Genomic DNA, 18,369 nt, shown 5'->3' on the forward strand with positions numbered 1-18,369 from the left:
GTTTTGAAGGTGATGCTGATTAGATAACTAATACTACCTACGATATTAACTGACTTCAATGTATCCCATCAAACCAGTTTTCATGTGCTCAATGACATGACAATGATACATCCAACGCCCGGGATTATCTGCGACAAAAGCCACTTGCACGGTTTCATTTTTACCTAATAAAACCGTATCTGTGTGGTACTCCTGCGGATGGATATCACGCTTATTGGACTTTAATACTGTCCATGTGTGTCCATGTAGGTGAATAGGATGGTGGTATTGAGTTACATTACGTAAATTAAAAATATAACTTTTACCGAGTTCTAGTTTTACTAAAGGCGCTGGAATACTCTGTTTATTCATCCCCTCCCATGCTCTTTTATTAATAATCCAAAAATCATGTTTACCTTTTAAAAGCTTATCTGCAGGAGTGATTGCTCCCTCCCATTCAAAGGTAAAGTTGATTTTTTTTGCATTTTTTAGGTCTGGAACAGGAATCACGGAAGCAGGTAGCGTTGGAATTATCTTTGCTTGTTGTGAAGCTTCACCTTCGGTTATTAAAGTGAAAAAGTTGAAGTTAAGCTTTCCTTGACGATTTTTAATTTCAATGACTTGTTCTGCTGCCGATGGCGCAATAAAAGCGATATCTAAGCGCATGCCCGGACCCATTGCCCAGGCTTCCTTTAAGGTAAAGGGAGTACTGACCGCATTACCATCAATGGCAATCACTTTTGCATCAAGACCTTTAGGTAGCACAATACGGTACATCACTGTGTTGTCGACATTCAAAAATCGCAGGCGTACTAGCGAACCCGCTTTTACTTTTATTTGTGGAGCCTGTAAGCCATTAATTGTTTCAATACGGCCTGGTGTACCCATGCGTGCAGATTGTCTTGGTGTCGATAAAGGTAACCATTGCCCTTGGTCATCAAGGTGCCAATTTTTGAGTAGTAGCGGAATATCTTGATCAAAGGCCAATTGTTGCCGTTGTTTTTTTGGTTCGTTAACAATGAATGCACCGACTAAACCTTTACCAAGTTGCTCTAGGCTATTCACATGGGGGTGATACCAAAAAGTACCTGCATCTGGTGGGGTAAACTCATAGATATAAAACTCTCCCGGTTTAATAGGAGGCTGACTCAAAAAGGGCACACCATCCATCTCAATAGGAATACGTAAACCATGCCAATGAATAGTGGTTGGCTGTGTCAGTAAGTTGATAAACTTAATACGGATTTTTTTCCCTTGGGTTGCATGTAAAACAGGGGCTGGAAATTGTCCATCAAAACCAAAACCATCAGTGGCACCCTCAGCTGTAATATTAAGCGTTGCTTGTTGTGCAGTTAACACATAGTCAAAGCCTGCTTCAGGGCTAGCGAGACTAATGCGAGGAAGTAAAGCGCTAGCAGGTAGAAGTAAGGCGCTAGTGAGAAAGCGGCGGCGAGAAAGTGGCATAAATCATCCTTGAAAATAATAACAAGGCAAACTATAACAAATTAAATATAAATAGTATTGCAAACCATTATCATTTCGTTTTACAATTGCTTGACAAGGTTAATGATAACCATTAACAATTACTCGCGTTGTAGATACAGGGAAGATCAAGATGAGAAGAAGTGCCTTAGCATTATTAATTAGTAGCGCATTTGTTAGCCAAAGTGCATTTGCAGTTCAGCCTAAAGAGGTTGTAAATCATTATGCAGATATCGCACTTGCTGTATATCAAGATGCAGGTAAGACAGCAGAGCAACTTGATATAGCGATTAAAAACTTAATTGCTTCACCGTCAGAAAAAAATCTAAAGTCAGCAAAAGCGGCTTGGCTCGCATCTCGTGTTCCTTATCAGCAAAGTGAAGTTTTCCGTTTTGGTAATGTCGTTGTGGATGACTGGGAAGGTCAGTTAAACGCATGGCCTCTCGATGAAGGCATGATCGACTATGTTAAACCGGGTGCATACCACCATGAGTTAGGTAATGCGGGTGCAACGGCAAATATTATTGCCAACAAAGAGTTACAAGTTGGTACAAATAAGCTTGATGTCAGTGAAATTACCCCTGAACTACTTGCCAACTTAAATGAGCTTGCAGGCTCGGAAGCGAATGTTGCAACGGGTTATCATGCTATTGAGTTCCTATTATGGGGACAAGATTTAAATGGTACTAATGCGGGTGCAGGTGAACGTCCTTATACTGATTTTGTTCAAGGCAAAGAATGTACTAATGGTAACTGTGAGCGCCGTGCTGAATATCTACAAGCAACTTCTACGTTATTGGTCAGCGACCTTGCTTGGATGCAAACGCAATGGGCTGATAAAGGTGACAACTATCGTAGTGAACTAACTGCAAAAGCACCTAAAGAAGGCTTACGTATCATGCTCTTTGGTATGGGGTCTCTGTCTCTTGGTGAGCTGGCGGGAGAACGTATGAAAGTAGCGTTAGAGGCTAATTCTCCAGAAGATGAACATGATTGTTTCTCTGATAATACGCATAACTCACATTACTATAACCAAAAAGGGATCAGTAATGTTTGGTTTGGTAGCTACGCACGTATAGATGGTACAAAAGTAACTGGGCCAAGCCTGAATGACTTAGTGACTAACACAGACAAGATGGTCGCGAAGAAAACCTCAACGGCAGTCAGTGCCGCTGACAGCCAAGTGCATACATTAGTTAGCTCTGCTGAAAAAGGGATTGCCTTTGATCAGCTGATCGCAACGGGTAATAAAAGTGGTAATGCATTGGTAACCGCATCAATTAAAAGTTTAGTGCTACAAACTGCTGAAATCGAAAAAGCAGCTGCAACGCTTGGTATCACAAGCCTAAACTCAGACACCGCTGATCACGAGTTTTAAGTTTTATCAATAAGTACAACTAATAGGCGGTTTTCCGCCTTTTTTTTTTGAGCTTTATAACATGAATCAATATTTCCTATCTTTCCTTTTCCTCTTAATAAGTACCTTCGTCTCTGCTGAGTCTGTTAAATCAGGTGGCGGGACAACCAGTCGACAAACAGGTAGTAATGCCTATTCTATGCCTGCCAGTAACCTTGAGTTGATGAAACGTCTCGATTTTAGTGTTGGTAACAGTTTTTTCCGTAATCCCTGGGTAAGCGCTCCCGCAAGCACCGATGCACGTGATGGACTGGGTCCAATCATGAATACCAACGCCTGCCAAGGTTGCCACGTTAAAGATGGACGTGGTAAAGGCAAAGAGGCCGGCGATCAAAATGCGATTACTATGTTAATTCGTTTGAGCATTCCAGCAACGACGTCAGAGCAACAGCAAGCATTAATTAAGCAGGGCAGTATTGGCGATCCTACTTATGGTGGCCAATTGCAAGATATGGCAATTCAAGGGATTCAACCTGAAGGACAAGTACAGATAGATTACAGCTACCATCATGTCGCTTTTGAAGATGGCTTTGAAATTGAATTACGTACACCGACGCTCAGCGTGAGTGATCTAAATTATGGTCCAATGCATCAAGATGTAATGCTCTCAGCTCGCGTTGCACCTGCCATGATAGGTTTGGGCTTATTAGAGACCATCAGTGCACAAGATTTATTAAATAATGCCGACCCTGACGATACCAACAATGATGGTATCAGCGGTAAAATCAATTATGTGTGGGACATTGAAAAGCAACAAACCCGCATTGGTCGTTTTGGTTGGAAAGCGGGCCAGCCCACACTGATGCAACAAAATGCAGCCGCTTTTGCTGGGGATTTAGGCCTGACCTCTCGACTTTTTTTAAGTGATGACTGCACAGAAAAACAGAGTGATTGTAAACAAGCCGCGCACGGTGGAACACATGAAGTCAGTGATAACATCCTTGATTTTGTTGAATTTTATAGTCAACACCTTGCCGTCCCTGCACGCCGTGATATTAATAATCCACAAGTTGTCGCTGGTAAAAAGCTTTTTGAACAAGCAAATTGTAATGCTTGTCATGTCGAGAGTTATACCACTGAAAAACGTCCTGACCGATTAGCGTTATCTGAGCAGAAAATAACGCCCTATACGGACCTTTTATTGCATGATATGGGAATGGGTCTTGCGGATCATCGTCCAGAGTTTTTAGCAAATGGGCAAGAGTGGCGTACTGCTCCCTTATGGGGACTGGGATACCAGAAAGAGGTCAACGGGCATACCTTTTTACTCCATGATGGGCGAGCTCGAAATATATTAGAGGCGATTGTTTGGCATGGTGGAGAGGCTGAACAAGCAAAACAAAAAGTACTCGCGTTTAATGACAGTGAACGTCAAGCGTTGCTCAAATTTCTTAACTCCTTATAGGTCTAAAAATGAAAAAAATAATAGTATTGAGCTGCTTGATTGCAATGCCTGTAATGAGCAGTGAGTTTAATGTCGTTAAAGAAGTTAACGCGTTAAAAATAACGCAAAGTCAATTTTTTAATCAGCGTAGTCAAGTGTTAGAAAGTGCGATTAATGGTTATTGTAACGTTGCTGATTTTTCTGTTGTTCAGAATGAAATCCAACAAAAATGGGTAGAAACGATGCAAGCATGGATGCCGATGCAAGGGGTAACCAAAGGTCCTATTAATGACCTTGATCTTGCTTGGTCTATACAATTTTGGCCTGATAAAAAGAACATCACCGGGCGAAAAATAGCACAACTATTACAATCACAGCAAAAGAGCTGGGATGCACAACAGATTAGTGAGCAAAGTGTTGCTGTACGTGGATTAGGCGCATTAGAATTGTTGATTTTTGAACAGCAATTGAATGCTGAGAATTGTCTATTAACGACTGCGATCGCAGAGCATCTCGCTGAGAATAGCCAAAAAATTACAGATATTTGGTCTGATCAGTATGCACCTGCATTATTGCAACAAAGTAAAATAGAAAAGCAACAAAAAGCAATTGAGCTTGGGCTTGTTGCAGAACTTTCTCATCAGTTGAGTTTCATCAATAAAAAGTTTGCATTGCCTATGGGCAATGAACATTACCGTCCCTATCAAGCAGAAGCTTGGCGCTCAGAAAGTTCAATGTTGCAGCTTAAAATGAGCTATCAGTCTCTACAAGAGTATTTTTTAAAGGCAGTAAAACCGCTGTTGTTACAGGAAAATGAAACTTATTTAGCCAGCAGTATCGAGGATACTTTTACCACATTATTAAATAATTGGCCTATCGAAGCGAGTTTGAAAAAGCTACTTAGTGATCAACCGGGTTTAAAAAATCTGTATCACAGTAAAATGTCGATGGATAAGCTCAGTTATCAACTTCAAGAAGAGTTGCCTATCGCTTTAAATATTATTGTTGGCTTTAACGCAACAGATGGTGATTAGTAGATGTCTCGAACTATGTTGAGGCGTGACTTTCTGCGTCTTTCTGGCCAGTTGTTGTTAGCGGGGATTATTCCTACTAACAGTTACGCTAATAATAACCCCTCGCTTAGCAATCCCAGTCAGGCAATTATTTATGGCTGTGCGAAAAAGCAAGACCAATACTATCTGGTGGGGTGTGACTTGCAGGGTAATACCTTAAACCATTTCGCTTTACCCTCCCGTGGGCATGGCATTGCTATTGATAATACTCATCAGCAAGCGGTGGTTTTTGCTCGCCGACCTGATAACTACTTTATTCAATTTAATCCATTAACAGGAAGCGTGATTAATGAATATCAAATTGAATCGGGGGAACACTTTTTGGGTCATGGTTGTTTTGACCAACAGGGGTTATTGTATGTTTGCGAAGCTGATACTGATTCTTCACAAACTTCCATCGCTGTTTATCAGCTTAACGATAAAATAAAAAAAATTGCTGAATTTAGTGGATTTGGTCTTGGTGGGCACGAAATTGTCATGCACCCAGATAATCAGCATCTTATTTTGGCATTGGGTGGCATTAAAACACGTGGACGAGAAAAAATAAATTTAGATACGATGCAGCCTGCTCTACTGTATATCGATAAAATGACTGGCGAGGTTAAGCAAACATTAACACTGGATGATCATCTTCTGAGTATCCGCCATCTAGCGGTTAATCAAGATGGTTTGGTGGTTTTTGCGTGCCAATATCAATCAATAGATAATCAAAGTATTGAAGCTCAATATCCTGAAAATCAGGGGTTAGCAACACAATCTCTAGATGAGTTACCTGCGCTTATTTATCATCACCAATTAGGAAAAAGGCAAGTTAGCCCATTAATTGCGAATGAAGAAACGTGGTTACGCTTTGATGACTATATTGGCAGCATCGCGATTAGTGAACAGAAGATAGTAGCGACCTCTCCTCGTGGTAACTGTTATGCAGTGTGGGATATTAGCGATAAAAAGCTGCAAAAAATAAAGCCCTTAACAGATGTCTGTGGTGCTTCTTTTTACCAGCAAAAGGTTGCTTTAACGACTGGCAACGGGGAGCAGGGTATTGTTAATAACATGCAGCTAACGCAATGGCATTGGGATAATCATATGGCAATATGGTTAGGTTAATGAGTGGAGCATGTCATAAAAAATACCCTCTAAAACAGGAGTATTGAAGCTATCTTTTATTAACGCTGCTGTATTGGTTCTTGCGCTCATTGTGAAGGGGTAAATATAACTTATTTAACCTCTTCACATTAAATGTGAATAAAAGCAAACATACTAAAGTTGAGAAATTGCGTCCGCTATCTTATCCGTCAATGCTTTATCGGTTAATTGTCCGTTTTCTAAATCAAAGTTATCGTAAAAGCTAGGCACTGAAATTGCTGCTTTTACATCCGCTGCAAAATAGGGGGCAGAACCCTGTGCGGCAGCTAATACCGTTGCTGCACCACCAGGACCTGGAGAGGTGGCAAGCATGATCACCGGTTTGTTCTGGAATAGCTTCATATCGATGCGTGATGTCCAATCAAAAAGGTTTTTGTAAGCCGCCGTATAAGAACCATTGTGCTCTGCAAAGGAGATAACGATAACATCTGCGTCACCCAATTTCTCATAAAAGGCTTTTGCAAGTGCCGGTTGGCCAAGCTCTTTTTCACGATCTTCACTAAACAGTGGCATCTCATAGTCATTGATATCGAGTAGTTCTACCTGTGCATCTTTGATCTGTTTTGCTGCGTAGTTAGCTAGCTGTTTATTTATCGAGTTTTTGCTGCTGCTTGCTGCGAATGCGAGTACTTTCATGATCATTTCCTATCTTTTATCTTATTGGGTGGATACACTTTAAATTATTTTCATATGTTAATTAATCCCATTTTTGAGGATTGATTGTTTCCAAATGACTTGTAATATCTGTTAGATAAAAGGATTTGTGATGGCGATTAACGGAAAACTACTCGATGGGTTGGTGACCTTTGTGCAAGTGGTCAGTGCGGGCAGTTTTACTCTGGCTGCAGATCTGAGTGGCCATTCAACCTCTTATATCAGTAAAGAGATCAATAAATTAGAAGCACGTTTAGGCGTACGTTTATTGCATCGGACGACCCGTTCACTGAGCTTAACACCAGAGGGTGAACTCTATTTTCAGCGCTGTTGCCAGATAATAGAGGATGCAGAGCAAGCTGAAAATGCCATTATTGGTAAGCAAGGAGAACCCCATGGTTTGCTGCGGATCAGCTGCCCGATGGCCTATGGTTTATCGAATTTGAGCCCAAAGTTAAGTCTATTCACTGAAAAATACCCGAAGATCCAACTTGAATTAGATCTCAATGACAGGAAGGTTGACCTTGTCTCGGATGGTTTTGATATTGTCATTAGAGCGGCTGCACATTTAGAAGACTCTTCACTGATTAGCCGTAGAATCTCGCAATCAGAAATGTTAATACTCGCTTCGCCAGACTACATTACTAAACATGGTATGCCAGCTCATCCTTTCGATCTTACGCGACATAAAATAATCAGTTACAGTAATTTAAAGCAGCCCAATATATGGGGATTTCAGGATAATGATGGCAAACAGATTCAGGTACACCTTGAAAGTCATGTACTAACTAATAACTCTAGACTAGAGATAGACTTAGGCGTTGCAGGACAGGGTATATTTGCGGTGCCGCGTTTTGCCTTAAAAGATGAATTAGTAACGGGCAAACTGATTGACGTTTTTCCCGATTGGCCTAAACAGTCAATAGGTATCTATATGGTCTATCCAAGTCGTAAGCATATGTCGGCTAAGGTACGTAGTTTTATTGATTTTGTGCTGCAAGAGTTAGGTGACTAGGTTCGCTTTACCATTGTTTATTGCTAAACAATGGTTTTTTAATATAACGCTATTTTTCAAATTAACGTTTCATCTGCCAATCTTCAAGTTCGACTAACACCAGCAATGCGCCATGCCCACCAAATTCGAGTGGCGCTTGGTGAAAGGCTAAAATGTCAGGATGTTGTGCAAGCCACAACGGAACCTGCTTTTTAAGTACGTAAGTACCCACGCCATGTAAAACACTACAGCAATATAAACCCTCTTTTTTACAGCAAGCGATCAAGCCGCCTAACTCACGTTTGGCTTCTACTTGATTTAATCCATGCAGGTCAAGAATGATCTCTGGCGCAAAGTCGCCACGGCGTAACTGCTTTACCAGATACTTTTGTGCATCTTGACGAAGATAACGTACTGGGCCATCTTCACTGAGCATTGGCTCAAAACCGTCGGAGAAATGGTCGGTTTCGAAATTTGCCGCTATCTTTTCTTGAATAACCTGCTTTTTCTTCATGTTTTTAGGCGGCAGTTTTATGGTATCCTGCTTTAACTTTTTAATACCTGAAAACTCTGCGCTAAATAGCGAAAAATCATCGTCACTGTTATTATTTGTCATGGTTTTTCCAACTCTCTATTTTGAAAACGCAGTTTAACTTAGTTGGAGAAAAAATTGGAATCGAATTTTCGTGAAGAAGCAGTAACTGAACTGCTGACTATCCAAGATATGTTACGTTTTGCTACTACCCAGTTTAATCAAGCCGGGCTTTTTTATGGCCATGGCGCTGACAATGCATTAGACGATGCAATGCAGCTTATTTTACCATCATTAAACCTACCGCTATTTGGTGGTGCTGAAATGCTACAAGCTCGTTTATTACGTAGTGAACGCGAAATGCTGGTGGACTTGATCGCTAAACGTATTGAATTACGTATTCCAGTGGCTTATTTAACCAATACCGCATGGTTTGCTGGTCTTGAGTTTTATGTTGATGAACGTACCTTAGTGCCACGTTCTCCCTTCGCAGAGCTGATTAATGATGGCTTTAAACCTTGGTTAACAGAGCAGCCTGAGCGTATTTTAGACCTTTGTACTGGTAGTGCGTGTATTGCGATTGCCTGTGCTTATGCTTTCCCTGATGCGTATGTTGATGCGGTTGATATCTCTGACGATGCGTTAGACGTTGCAGAGATTAACATTCAAGGACATGGTTTAGAACAACAGGTTATTCCGATGCAGTCGGATCTATTTTCTGGCATCGAGAATGAAAAATATGACCTGATTGTGTCAAATCCTCCTTATGTTGACCAAGAAGATATGGCAAACTTACCTGAAGAGTTTAAACATGAGCCAGAATTAGGCCTTGCATGTGGCTTTGATGGCCTTGATTTAGTACGTAAAATGTTAAATCAAGCGGCTGATATGCTTAACGATAATGGATTATTGTTTGTTGAAGTGGGTAATTCACAAGTACACCTGCAAGAAAGTTACCCTGAAATTCCATTCGAATGGATTGAATTTAAATCAGGCGGTCATGGTGTGTTTGTATTAACCAAAGCACAATTAGATAAAATTGAATTGTAATCACGCTATTTAGAATAATAAGCACCTATAAAAAATCAGGTGCTTTACAAATTAGGGATAAAACATAATGGCAGGAAGTAGTATTGGTCAACTTTTTAAAGTGACAACCTTTGGTGAGAGCCACGGTGCAGCATTAGGCTGTATTGTAGATGGTATTCCACCAGGCCTTGAAATCTGTGAAGCAGATTTACAACACGATTTAGATCGTCGTCGTCCAGGGCAATCTCGTTATACCACAATGCGTCAAGAGGGCGATCAGGTTAAAATTCTTTCGGGTGTCTTTGAAGGAAAAACAACGGGTTGTAGTATTGGTCTGTTAATCGAAAATACTGACCAACGCTCAAAGGATTATTCTGCAATTAAGGATCTATTCCGTCCTGGTCATGCTGATTATACTTACCATCAGAAATATGGACACCGCGATTACCGTGGTGGTGGTCGTTCTTCTGCACGTGAAACAGCAATGCGAGTTGCTGCTGGTGCGATTGCTAAAAAATACCTTAAAGAACTATTAGGTGTTGAAATCCGTGGTTACTTAAGCCAATTAGGTGATATTACGCCAGATCTCATTGATTGGAATGAAGTGGAAAATAATCCGTTTTTCTTCCCTGATACGAGCAAAATACCTGCACTTGAAGATTACATGAAAGCGTTAATCAAAGAGGGCAACTCAGTGGGTGCTAAAGTCACTGTTGTTGCTTCTGGTATTCCTGTTGGTCTTGGTGAGCCGGTATTTGATCGTTTAGACGCTGAACTTGCACACTCTTTGATGAGTATTAATGCGGTTAAAGGCGTGGAATTTGGTGATGGTTTTGCCGTTGCGAACCAAAAGGGTACAGAGCACCGTGATGAGATGACGCCAGAAGGGTTTTTATCAAACCATGCTGGTGGCGTTCTGGGTGGTATCTCAACTGGGCAAGATATTATTGCCTCGATTGCACTCAAGCCAACTTCAAGCTTAACGATTCCCGGTCGTACTATTACCACTGATGGTGAAGCGACTGAGATGATCACTAAAGGTCGTCATGATCCCTGTGTCGGCATCCGTGCTGTGCCAATTGCTGAAGCGCAAATGGCTATTACGTTACTGGATCATCTATTACGTCATCGTGCGCAGAACTTACACGTTCAGACGAATACACCAAAGATTAAGTAAATTACTGTCACGAACAGTTAAACCTTTTCTATTTAGCCCCGCATTGAAGATGATTCAGTGTGGGGCTTTTTTATATATTAAGCTGCAACGTTGATAATTTACCCTAATGGAATAGTGTTATAACAATCTAACTATACTTAGTCATTCTTGTAGGTTAAATTCTTTTCGAACTTCGTTTTCAATTTTTCAATTAGAATAAATCGTTAACTTAATGAACTAAACGAGGAGTTGATAGGGATTTCATGGGTATTAGGTTTAATTAAAGCTCACAATTGGCATGAAATGGTAATGCGAAATTTATAATCATCACTATTATTTTGTAAGGTATAAATAGAAAATACGTGTAAGCATTTGGACTACAATAGCAAGATTGACTGTTAGGATAACAATATGAAAAAACGACTATTACTCCCTTTATTATTTAGTTTGATATCAGTTGCACAAGCTAGCAACGTGACGAATATTGGATGGTCAGATCTGCAAGGAAAAGTAGCCCCTTACCATGACCCTTTTAAAGAGTTAACAGGCGAACAGCTTTATAACTTATCTCTCTACGCTCGAATCACTGGCATTAAAAAGCAATCACCAGAAAAAGTGACGGAGGCAATGCAAAAAGAAGCTGAAGATGCAAAGGTAATGCTAGAAAATGAAAAGATAGATATTGCCTATATGTTTGAGCAACGCTTCATTATTATGAAAAAGCGCCAACAAGCTGCTATGGCAACGAATAAATTGTTAATTGATACAAATATTGAAATTGCTGGTTATATGCTACCACTTGAGTTTGACGGTGAATTGGTTACTGAGTTTTTATTAGTGCCAACTATTGGTGCTTGCTCGCATGAGCCCGTACCATCTCCAAATCAGTTGATTTTAGTTAAAGCCGAAAACGCCATTAAGGCGAATTCCCTCTATATGCCAATTAAAATCTCTGGCATATTACGTACGACAGCCCAAGCGAAAGACCTTTATTTAGTTGATGGCCAAAAGAATATTGATCTGTCCTATCGCGTAGACAATGCTTTGGTTGAACCGTTTATCGGCACTCGTTAAATGTTAATGGGAAACCGTGGTTATGTCGTTTTCACGGTTTTCTTTTCGCTCCTTATACCCTTAAATCTAGTGATTAATTGTACCTTTATGCAGGTAAATGTGACTATTAGCGTGGGGTAAATAAAATCACTCGTTACAGTAATAAGACCATTAGTATTTCCATGAGATGGTTATTAAAAATTGAGTGGTGGATGTTAACCTAGTCTGTTGTTGTATCGCTTCTCTTACTAAACCTCATTATTTTTTGATGCCTAGAGTATTTTTGTTATAAAAATAATTTTTGGCATGAAATGGCAAGTAGATCCTGTTCTTTTAGCTACACTTCACCATAATCAAATGTTAAATAATTGTTTAACTTGCTGTAATTTAATAGGGAATATAATAATGAAGATATTCAAGCAATGTACGCTAGCACTTTTTGTTGCAACTGCTTTTACAACCATATCGGTATCAGGTGCAGAAAAAGCGGTGCAGCAGGTGTTATTTAAGAATGTAAACATCTTTAACGGTATTGATAATAAGCTCTATAAAAATTCTAATGTGCTTGTAGAAGATAACCTTATTAAATCTATTTCAACAACCGATATTATTATAAATAGCAAAGCGGTGGTGATTAATGGTGGCGGTCGTACTTTAATGCCGGGTTTAATTGAAGGTCATGGTCATTTACAAATGAATGGTACAGGACTTGCGGATATTGAAAATAACCGTAATTGGGAAGAGCTCGCTATTCGTTCAACTGCGCGTGCAAAATCAGCATTAATGTCAGGTTTTACGACGTGGCGGGATGCAGGTGGGATGGGGGCTGGTTTACGTAAATCAATTGATGCAGGTGTTGTCATGGGGCCTCGAATTTACAGTGCTGGTGCGTTTATTGGTCCAACGGGTTCACATGCTGATTTTCGTAACTTTACCACACCCAATGAAACATTTAATGGCCCGCAAACTGCGGGGGCACGTTTAGGGGTGACCTGTACCGCTGATAGTATTGGTGATATCAAAGCATGTGGGCGTCAAAACTTTATGCAAGGTGCGACACAAATTAAAGTGATGTCGAGTGGTGGTGTTGCATCTGCTTTTGACCCTTGGCAGTTAGATGCATACTCGCAAGCTGAATTAGAAGCAGCAGTAGAAGTCGCTGATGCCTACGGATCTTACGTAATGTCACATGCCTACAGCAAAAAGTCATTAATGCGTAATTTAAATGCAGGTGTAAAAACACTTGAGCATGCATTCATGTTTGATAAAGAGGTAAATGACCTAATGAAAAAGAAAGGCGCGTTCATGACCACTAATATGACCGCATTTTCTCCATATTTAACACAGATTGAAGCGATTAGCTCAAGTCCAGCCGCTTCGCGTAAAGCAGAAACTGCACAGGCTGCGTTTGAAGACTATCTGAAAAATGTTAATGAATACCAACCTAACCTGGGCTTCCAAGTTGATTGTGTAGGTGATGTTCCTACCTGTGAGCAACAAACTGATCACTCTATCTACTTAACAGCTCAGTTTCTCGGTAACTTCTATGCTTTAAAATCAATGACTTCTACTAATGGTGAAATGGTGAAATTATCGGGTGAAGTATTAGACCCATACTTCCAAGGTAAATTAGGCGTCGTTGTTAAAGGCGCTTATGCAGATTTATTATTAATTGATGGGAATCCTCTGGAAGATATCACCGTGATCGGTGGTAATGAAAAGTGGTTTGATGCACCTGCCCGTGATGGCATTGAAACGATGCGTATTATCATGAAGGATGGTGTTATTTACAAAAACACGCTGTAAATTTCAATGTAAATGAGGCGTATGATTACGCCTTTTTTGAGCAACTAAAAAATATGCCGAAACAACAATATAACCGACCTATTGGTTTGATTAAAACAGCTCAAGTTAAAAAGTTTATTGAAATGCTACAAATGATTGAGGCAGATATCTATCTGATTATAGAAAAAGTGGGGTTACCGGATAAAGTACTGAATACTCATCATCCTTATATTCCAGAAATTCCAGTGCGCTTATTACTCAGTGAAATAGTAGAAGCCTGCGGTTTAGTTTCTTACCAAAAAATATGCTGGCTCGCTTGTCGTCAGTTATTTATTCCTGCGATGCTTGAGAAAATAAGTGAAGCTAAAAATCTACAACAACTACTCGAAGAGTTTATAGAAATAATTAAGAATGAATCAACACAAGTTGAGTTGTCAATTGAAAAAAACGTCGATAAAACTTGGCTAGTACGTCGTAAAAAATGGAGTGATGAGCCTTGGTATTTGTATGCAGAGTTATTTTCGACCGCTTATTTGATTGAATTGATACGTGCATTAACTGATAAAAATTGGTTGCCTGAAGAACTTGCGATTCAAAGTTCTGATGTAGGTGCATTTACACAATTAATACTGTGCGACAACCCTAATATTCGATTAATAAAGGTTTATCGCGACCGTGGAGGTTGTGCGATATCTATTCCGCAAGACTTATTCAATGCTCCCTTTAAGCATCATTATGGTTGGATAAAACCAACACGAGAAAAAGATGCACCTACTGATTTTGTCGGTTCATTAATTGTTGCTTTGCCTCCCTACTTGAATGAAGGGAAGTTAGCGATTACTAAAGCTGCTAGCATTATCGGAATGAGTGTACGTACTTTTCAACGGCGTTTAGATGAACTAGGTACTAACTACACCAGCGTTTTAGAAGAAGTGCAACTGCAAGAGGCGAAGTATTATCTACAACACAGCGATATTACGATCACTACCATCGGTGTGCAGCTAGGATATTCCGATCTATCACACTTCTCGCGTGCATTCAAAAGACTTTCTGGTGAAACACCGAGCCACTATCGACTAACCAATCAATGTAAAGAACGGACATCAAAGATTAAATTAATGTCTTAGTGAGGAAATAATCTTTCACTCGTACTTGCTATTCACAATTTAAATGGAATTTATTATGCATTTTAAACCATCTCAAGCATTACTCTCTATCAGTGTTTTTTGTATTTTAAGTAGCGTGACTATGACACATGCATCACCCAGATTTGGTGGTCCAGATAGCGTTGAAAACACCATTGAAGATAATAAAAAAGTGCAACAAAAATCATGGCTAGAAGTATTAAAAGAAAATCATCACTTTACATTTGGATTAGATTATAACGTGATCGGAGTGTATGCAACCGATCCAAACCAAGATAATTCCTCAGCCTTTTTGGGAACTGAAACGTCATCTGCCTCTGGTGTTGCACGTTTTTATGGCTCATGGGAGATCATTGGTCGTCAGTCAGGAAATGCTGGCGGGTTATCATGGAAGTTAGAATACCGTGATGCATATACCGAAACGGCTCCTAAATGGCATGGTTTATATGGTGGTATCAATATGGCTGGCATGAATGGTGCTGCTTATAATGACCAAGGGGGGCGTTTAACTTTACTGCATTGGAAGCAAAAATTTAACAGCGGAAAGACCACTGTTATTGCTGGATGGGTAGATGTAACGGATTATGTTGATGCTTATGCGTTAGCAAGCCCTTGGTCTGGTTTTACTAATCTGGCTTTTTCGACTGGTGCAGGTTCAATGGCATTACCTGATGATGGCATATTATCATTGGCGGTGGGGCATCTGTTCACTGATAACTTTTATCTTATTGCTTCGGCTTCAGATGGAGCTGGTTACTCCGATGACCCATTGTCTGGTTTTGATAGTTTGTTTAATAAACATGAGCTATTTACGACGTTAGAACTTGGTTTCACTGCATCAGCGGATCGCATTTATACTGACAATGTGCATGTTACCGCATGGCACTTGGATGCAACGACTCAAGAAGACGGGACTTCATACAGGCATGGTACAAAAGACAGCAAAGGACTAAATTTTTCTGCAAGCTATTTTGCAACGCCACAAATAATGCCCTTTATACGAGGTGGTTTTTCAAAGGGAGATGCAAGCTTAACCAAGGCTTCTGTTTCTGCCGGGTTGGGGTACTTCGGTCTAGGCTCTGCAAAAAATAATTTAGGGGTTGCTGTAAATTGGTCTCAAGCAAACAATAAGCATGTTGATTTTGGCGGTTTATTCAAAGATGAGAATCAATACATCATGGAGTTATATTACAATATTGCTCTGGGTAAATACTTCAATATCACACCAGATATTCAGTACATAAAAAATCCATCTTTAAACTTTACTGAAGATAGTACTTGGCTTTTAGGGCTTCGGTTAAACGCTAAAATATAGTTAATCGATATAGCGGGGAGAAATACTACTTCTGTAGCAGAATATTGTTCTTGTTTGTAAAAAGGTAGCAAAGTAAGTTGATGTTTAACTCTCTTTTTACTCGACTCTTTGTGGTAGTATATTGTGTCTTTTTGTATTTAAAAAGGCAGTTTCCATTGTTTTGCAAAATCGATAAAGGTTTTTAGTAGCGGGCTTTGGTAGCGATCTTTTTGCCAGATAAGCCAGTAATCTCGGTGCATATCAAGGTTAAAGGTAAGTAGTTTAAGACGCTTATCTGCTAGGGCATGGCGTGCTGCTACCTTGGAAATACATGCTAAACCTAAGCCTGCGCTGGTACTGTTAATAATCGCTTCGGTACTTTTTAATTCTAATGAAATTTGGTAATGGCTTAATTTACGGCCAATATGATTAATAAAAAATGCACGGGTGCCGGATCCCTCTTCGCGTAAAATCCACTGCTGGTTTTCCAAGTCTTCGATGTTTAAATACTTTTTATTACTAAGAGGGTGGTTGTTACAACATACAATCACCATTTCATCTTGTAACCATTTTACCGAGGTTAATTGGCTATCAAATAGGTTCGCTTCAACCAAACCGATATCCAGCTCATACTCTTTTATTTGCTCACTAATCGTTTGGCTATTATCAACTAATAATGATTGATTGCTCTGATTAAACTGTTTTCTAAAATCAGATATCAGAAAGGGTAATAGATGGTTACCTAGGGTATTACTGGCGCCAATAGCTAGTTTGCCATTGAGTTGATTGCTGTCACTGAACAGTGTGCCAATTAGTTTGCTGCGTTCAATCTGTTCATCGGCGAGAGGTAACAGTTGTTTACCGAGTTCGTTAATAAACAAACGGTTATTTTTTCGCTCAAAAAGTGGGTGGCCAAGCTGTTTTTCAAGTTCAGCTAAACTCATGCTCACGGCGGGTTTACTTAAAAAAAGCTTTTCTGCCGCTGCTGTCATGGTTTTTTCTTGAGTGATGCAAATAAAGACCTGTAACTGCTTAAGTGTAATATTCATTTTTTCTCAATATGTTAGCGTTATTTCTATCCATAAATGGGCATACAAAATTGAATCAATCGTTTCCCGTTAATCCGAGGTTAACGGTAGGTTAAATGCTTTAAGGTGTTTTTAACACTGTTTATTGAATATAATCCTGCTCTGTTTAATAAGGTAGCGATTATGAGAGATAAAATAGGTGAGTTTTTTACAATGGTGCCAACCGCACTCGCTGGTCTTGCACTTGCGATCGCGAGTTTAGGGTGGAGTTGGGAAAATATAGGTGCATTCCATGGAACAGTACAAATAACGGGGGCATTAATAGCCTCGCTATTATTGGCTATCTTATCGCTAAAATTTTTATTGAACCCTTCGGTGCTGAAAGAAGATATCGCACACTATATGAAGGGATCTATGGTGCCTACTTTTGCAATGACAACGATGGTGATTGCAAGCAGTGTAAATTATTTTAACCATCAAGTTGCAGTAGGGTTATGGTTAATCGCCATTATTTTTCATCTGTTTTTCTTCATTATGTTTATCTATTACCGCATACAAAACGTTAAATTTGAGCACCTATTACCAAGTTGGTTTATCCCGCCGATTGGCATTGCTGTTGCCACTATCTCTTTGCCTCAAGGGACTTTGGGTACTGAATTGCAGAAGATCGCTACCATTTCATTACAATTTGGTTTTGTGGTTTATGCATTAATGCTGCCGATTTTAATTTATCGCTGCTTCAGATATAAGAAACTGACGCCACCTGAACAACCAACACTGGCTATTTTTGCAACACCTGCAAGTCTACTTTTGGTGGGTTATTTAGCTGCCATAGAGGAGCCTAATTACCTGAGTGTCATTTTGCTATCGTTGCTTGCGTTGAGCATGACGCTGTTTGTGTATTACTGTTTTAAGCCATTATTACGTCTGCCATTTACGCCTGCTTATGCTGCGTTTACTTTCCCTTTAGTAATGGGCGCAACAGCAATGTTTAAAGTGAGTCAATTTTTACAGCAAAGTGGGAGTCATGAATGGTTAGTTAAGACTGTACAATATATCGCTTATATGGAGTTATTCTTTGCGACTGGAATGGTCTTGTATGTCTGTGCGCGTTATCTTGAGTATTTCAAGCAACCTAAGAGTTGTTGAGCTTGTGGCTGCATTGATGTGATTATATTAAATGGCAAACAGAGAGATAAACGCTCTGTTTGCCATGGG

Annotated in this window: 16 protein-coding genes; 12 read left to right on the top strand and 4 right to left on the bottom strand. The window is 39.8% G+C overall.

Annotation, left to right across the window (positions count from 1 at the left end):
- Positions 1 to 45: 45 nt before the first annotated feature.
- Positions 46 to 1,443, bottom strand: coding sequence for a multicopper oxidase family protein (locus QQK09_RS04210; protein ID WP_284202875.1), 1,398 nt, complete (start codon positions 1,441 to 1,443; stop codon positions 46 to 48).
- A 151-nt stretch (positions 1,444 to 1,594) separates the two neighbouring features.
- Here QQK09_RS04210 and QQK09_RS04215 point away from each other — a divergent pair, with 151 nt between their 5' ends.
- From QQK09_RS04215 to QQK09_RS04230, 4 genes are all read left to right on the top strand, one after another.
- Positions 1,595 to 2,839, top strand: a complete 1,245-nt coding sequence (locus tag QQK09_RS04215) for an imelysin family protein (protein ID WP_284202876.1) — start codon at positions 1,595 to 1,597, stop codon at positions 2,837 to 2,839.
- A gap of 61 nt (positions 2,840 to 2,900) precedes the next feature.
- Positions 2,901 to 4,283, top strand: coding sequence for a di-heme oxidoreductase family protein (locus QQK09_RS04220; protein ID WP_284202877.1), 1,383 nt, complete (start codon positions 2,901 to 2,903; stop codon positions 4,281 to 4,283).
- Positions 4,284 to 4,291: 8 nt separating this feature from the next.
- Positions 4,292 to 5,296, top strand: a complete 1,005-nt coding sequence (locus QQK09_RS04225; protein WP_284202879.1) for an imelysin family protein — start codon at positions 4,292 to 4,294, stop codon at positions 5,294 to 5,296.
- Between the two features lie 3 nt (positions 5,297 to 5,299).
- The gene (locus tag QQK09_RS04230) at positions 5,300 to 6,442 is read left to right on the top strand and encodes a DUF1513 domain-containing protein (protein ID WP_284202880.1); all 1,143 of its coding nucleotides are present in this window, start codon (positions 5,300 to 5,302) and stop codon (positions 6,440 to 6,442) included.
- Between the two features lie 153 nt (positions 6,443 to 6,595).
- Here QQK09_RS04230 and QQK09_RS04235 read toward each other — a convergent pair whose 3' ends face one another.
- A complete protein-coding gene (locus QQK09_RS04235) occupies positions 6,596 to 7,117 on the bottom strand; it encodes an NADPH-dependent FMN reductase (protein WP_284202881.1) in 522 nt (173 codons plus the stop codon).
- A gap of 130 nt (positions 7,118 to 7,247) precedes the next feature.
- Between QQK09_RS04235 and QQK09_RS04240 the strand changes: the two genes are divergently transcribed.
- Positions 7,248 to 8,150 carry a LysR family transcriptional regulator gene (locus tag QQK09_RS04240; protein WP_284202882.1) on the top strand — a complete coding sequence of 301 codons (903 nt, stop codon included), beginning with the start codon at positions 7,248 to 7,250 and terminating at the stop codon, positions 8,148 to 8,150.
- 61 nt (positions 8,151 to 8,211) lie between these two features.
- On the opposite strand, the gene smrB is transcribed toward QQK09_RS04240, so the two are convergent.
- On the bottom strand, positions 8,212 to 8,745 hold the full coding sequence (gene smrB / locus QQK09_RS04245; RefSeq protein ID WP_284202883.1) for an endonuclease SmrB: 534 nt from the start codon (positions 8,743 to 8,745) through the stop codon (positions 8,212 to 8,214).
- A gap of 54 nt (positions 8,746 to 8,799) precedes the next feature.
- On the opposite strand from smrB, the gene prmB reads away from it, so the two are divergent.
- The 6 genes from prmB to QQK09_RS04275 all read left to right on the top strand — a co-directional run bounded on the left by prmB (position 8,800) and on the right by QQK09_RS04275 (position 16,144).
- Positions 8,800 to 9,711, top strand: coding sequence for a 50S ribosomal protein L3 N(5)-glutamine methyltransferase (gene prmB / locus QQK09_RS04250; RefSeq protein WP_284202884.1), 912 nt, complete (start codon positions 8,800 to 8,802; stop codon positions 9,709 to 9,711).
- A 67-nt stretch (positions 9,712 to 9,778) separates the two neighbouring features.
- Complete coding sequence (gene aroC / locus QQK09_RS04255) at positions 9,779 to 10,867, top strand: chorismate synthase (protein WP_284202885.1); 1,089 nt, start codon at positions 9,779 to 9,781, stop codon at positions 10,865 to 10,867.
- Between the two features lie 390 nt (positions 10,868 to 11,257).
- Positions 11,258 to 11,920, top strand: a complete 663-nt coding sequence (locus QQK09_RS04260; RefSeq protein WP_284202886.1) for a DUF3299 domain-containing protein — start codon at positions 11,258 to 11,260, stop codon at positions 11,918 to 11,920.
- Between the two features lie 384 nt (positions 11,921 to 12,304).
- Positions 12,305 to 13,705, top strand: coding sequence for a metal-dependent hydrolase family protein (locus tag QQK09_RS04265; protein WP_284202887.1), 1,401 nt, complete (start codon positions 12,305 to 12,307; stop codon positions 13,703 to 13,705).
- A gap of 53 nt (positions 13,706 to 13,758) precedes the next feature.
- Positions 13,759 to 14,811: a helix-turn-helix transcriptional regulator gene (locus QQK09_RS04270; RefSeq protein WP_284202888.1), complete on the top strand. Its 1,053-nt coding sequence runs from the start codon at positions 13,759 to 13,761 to the stop codon at positions 14,809 to 14,811.
- Between the two features lie 55 nt (positions 14,812 to 14,866).
- Positions 14,867 to 16,144 carry a carbohydrate porin gene (locus QQK09_RS04275; RefSeq protein WP_284202889.1) on the top strand — a complete coding sequence of 426 codons (1,278 nt, stop codon included), beginning with the start codon at positions 14,867 to 14,869 and terminating at the stop codon, positions 16,142 to 16,144.
- Between the two features lie 137 nt (positions 16,145 to 16,281).
- Here QQK09_RS04275 and QQK09_RS04280 read toward each other — a convergent pair whose 3' ends face one another.
- Positions 16,282 to 17,172, bottom strand: coding sequence for a LysR family transcriptional regulator (locus QQK09_RS04280; protein ID WP_284202890.1), 891 nt, complete (start codon positions 17,170 to 17,172; stop codon positions 16,282 to 16,284).
- A gap of 162 nt (positions 17,173 to 17,334) precedes the next feature.
- Here QQK09_RS04280 and QQK09_RS04285 point away from each other — a divergent pair, with 162 nt between their 5' ends.
- Positions 17,335 to 18,300 carry a TDT family transporter gene (locus tag QQK09_RS04285; RefSeq protein WP_284202891.1) on the top strand — a complete coding sequence of 322 codons (966 nt, stop codon included), beginning with the start codon at positions 17,335 to 17,337 and terminating at the stop codon, positions 18,298 to 18,300.
- The last annotated feature ends 69 nt before the right edge of the window (positions 18,301 to 18,369 follow it).

Source organism: Psychromonas marina, assembly GCF_030161115.1.
Lineage (GTDB): Bacteria > Pseudomonadota > Gammaproteobacteria > Enterobacterales > Psychromonadaceae > Psychromonas > Psychromonas marina.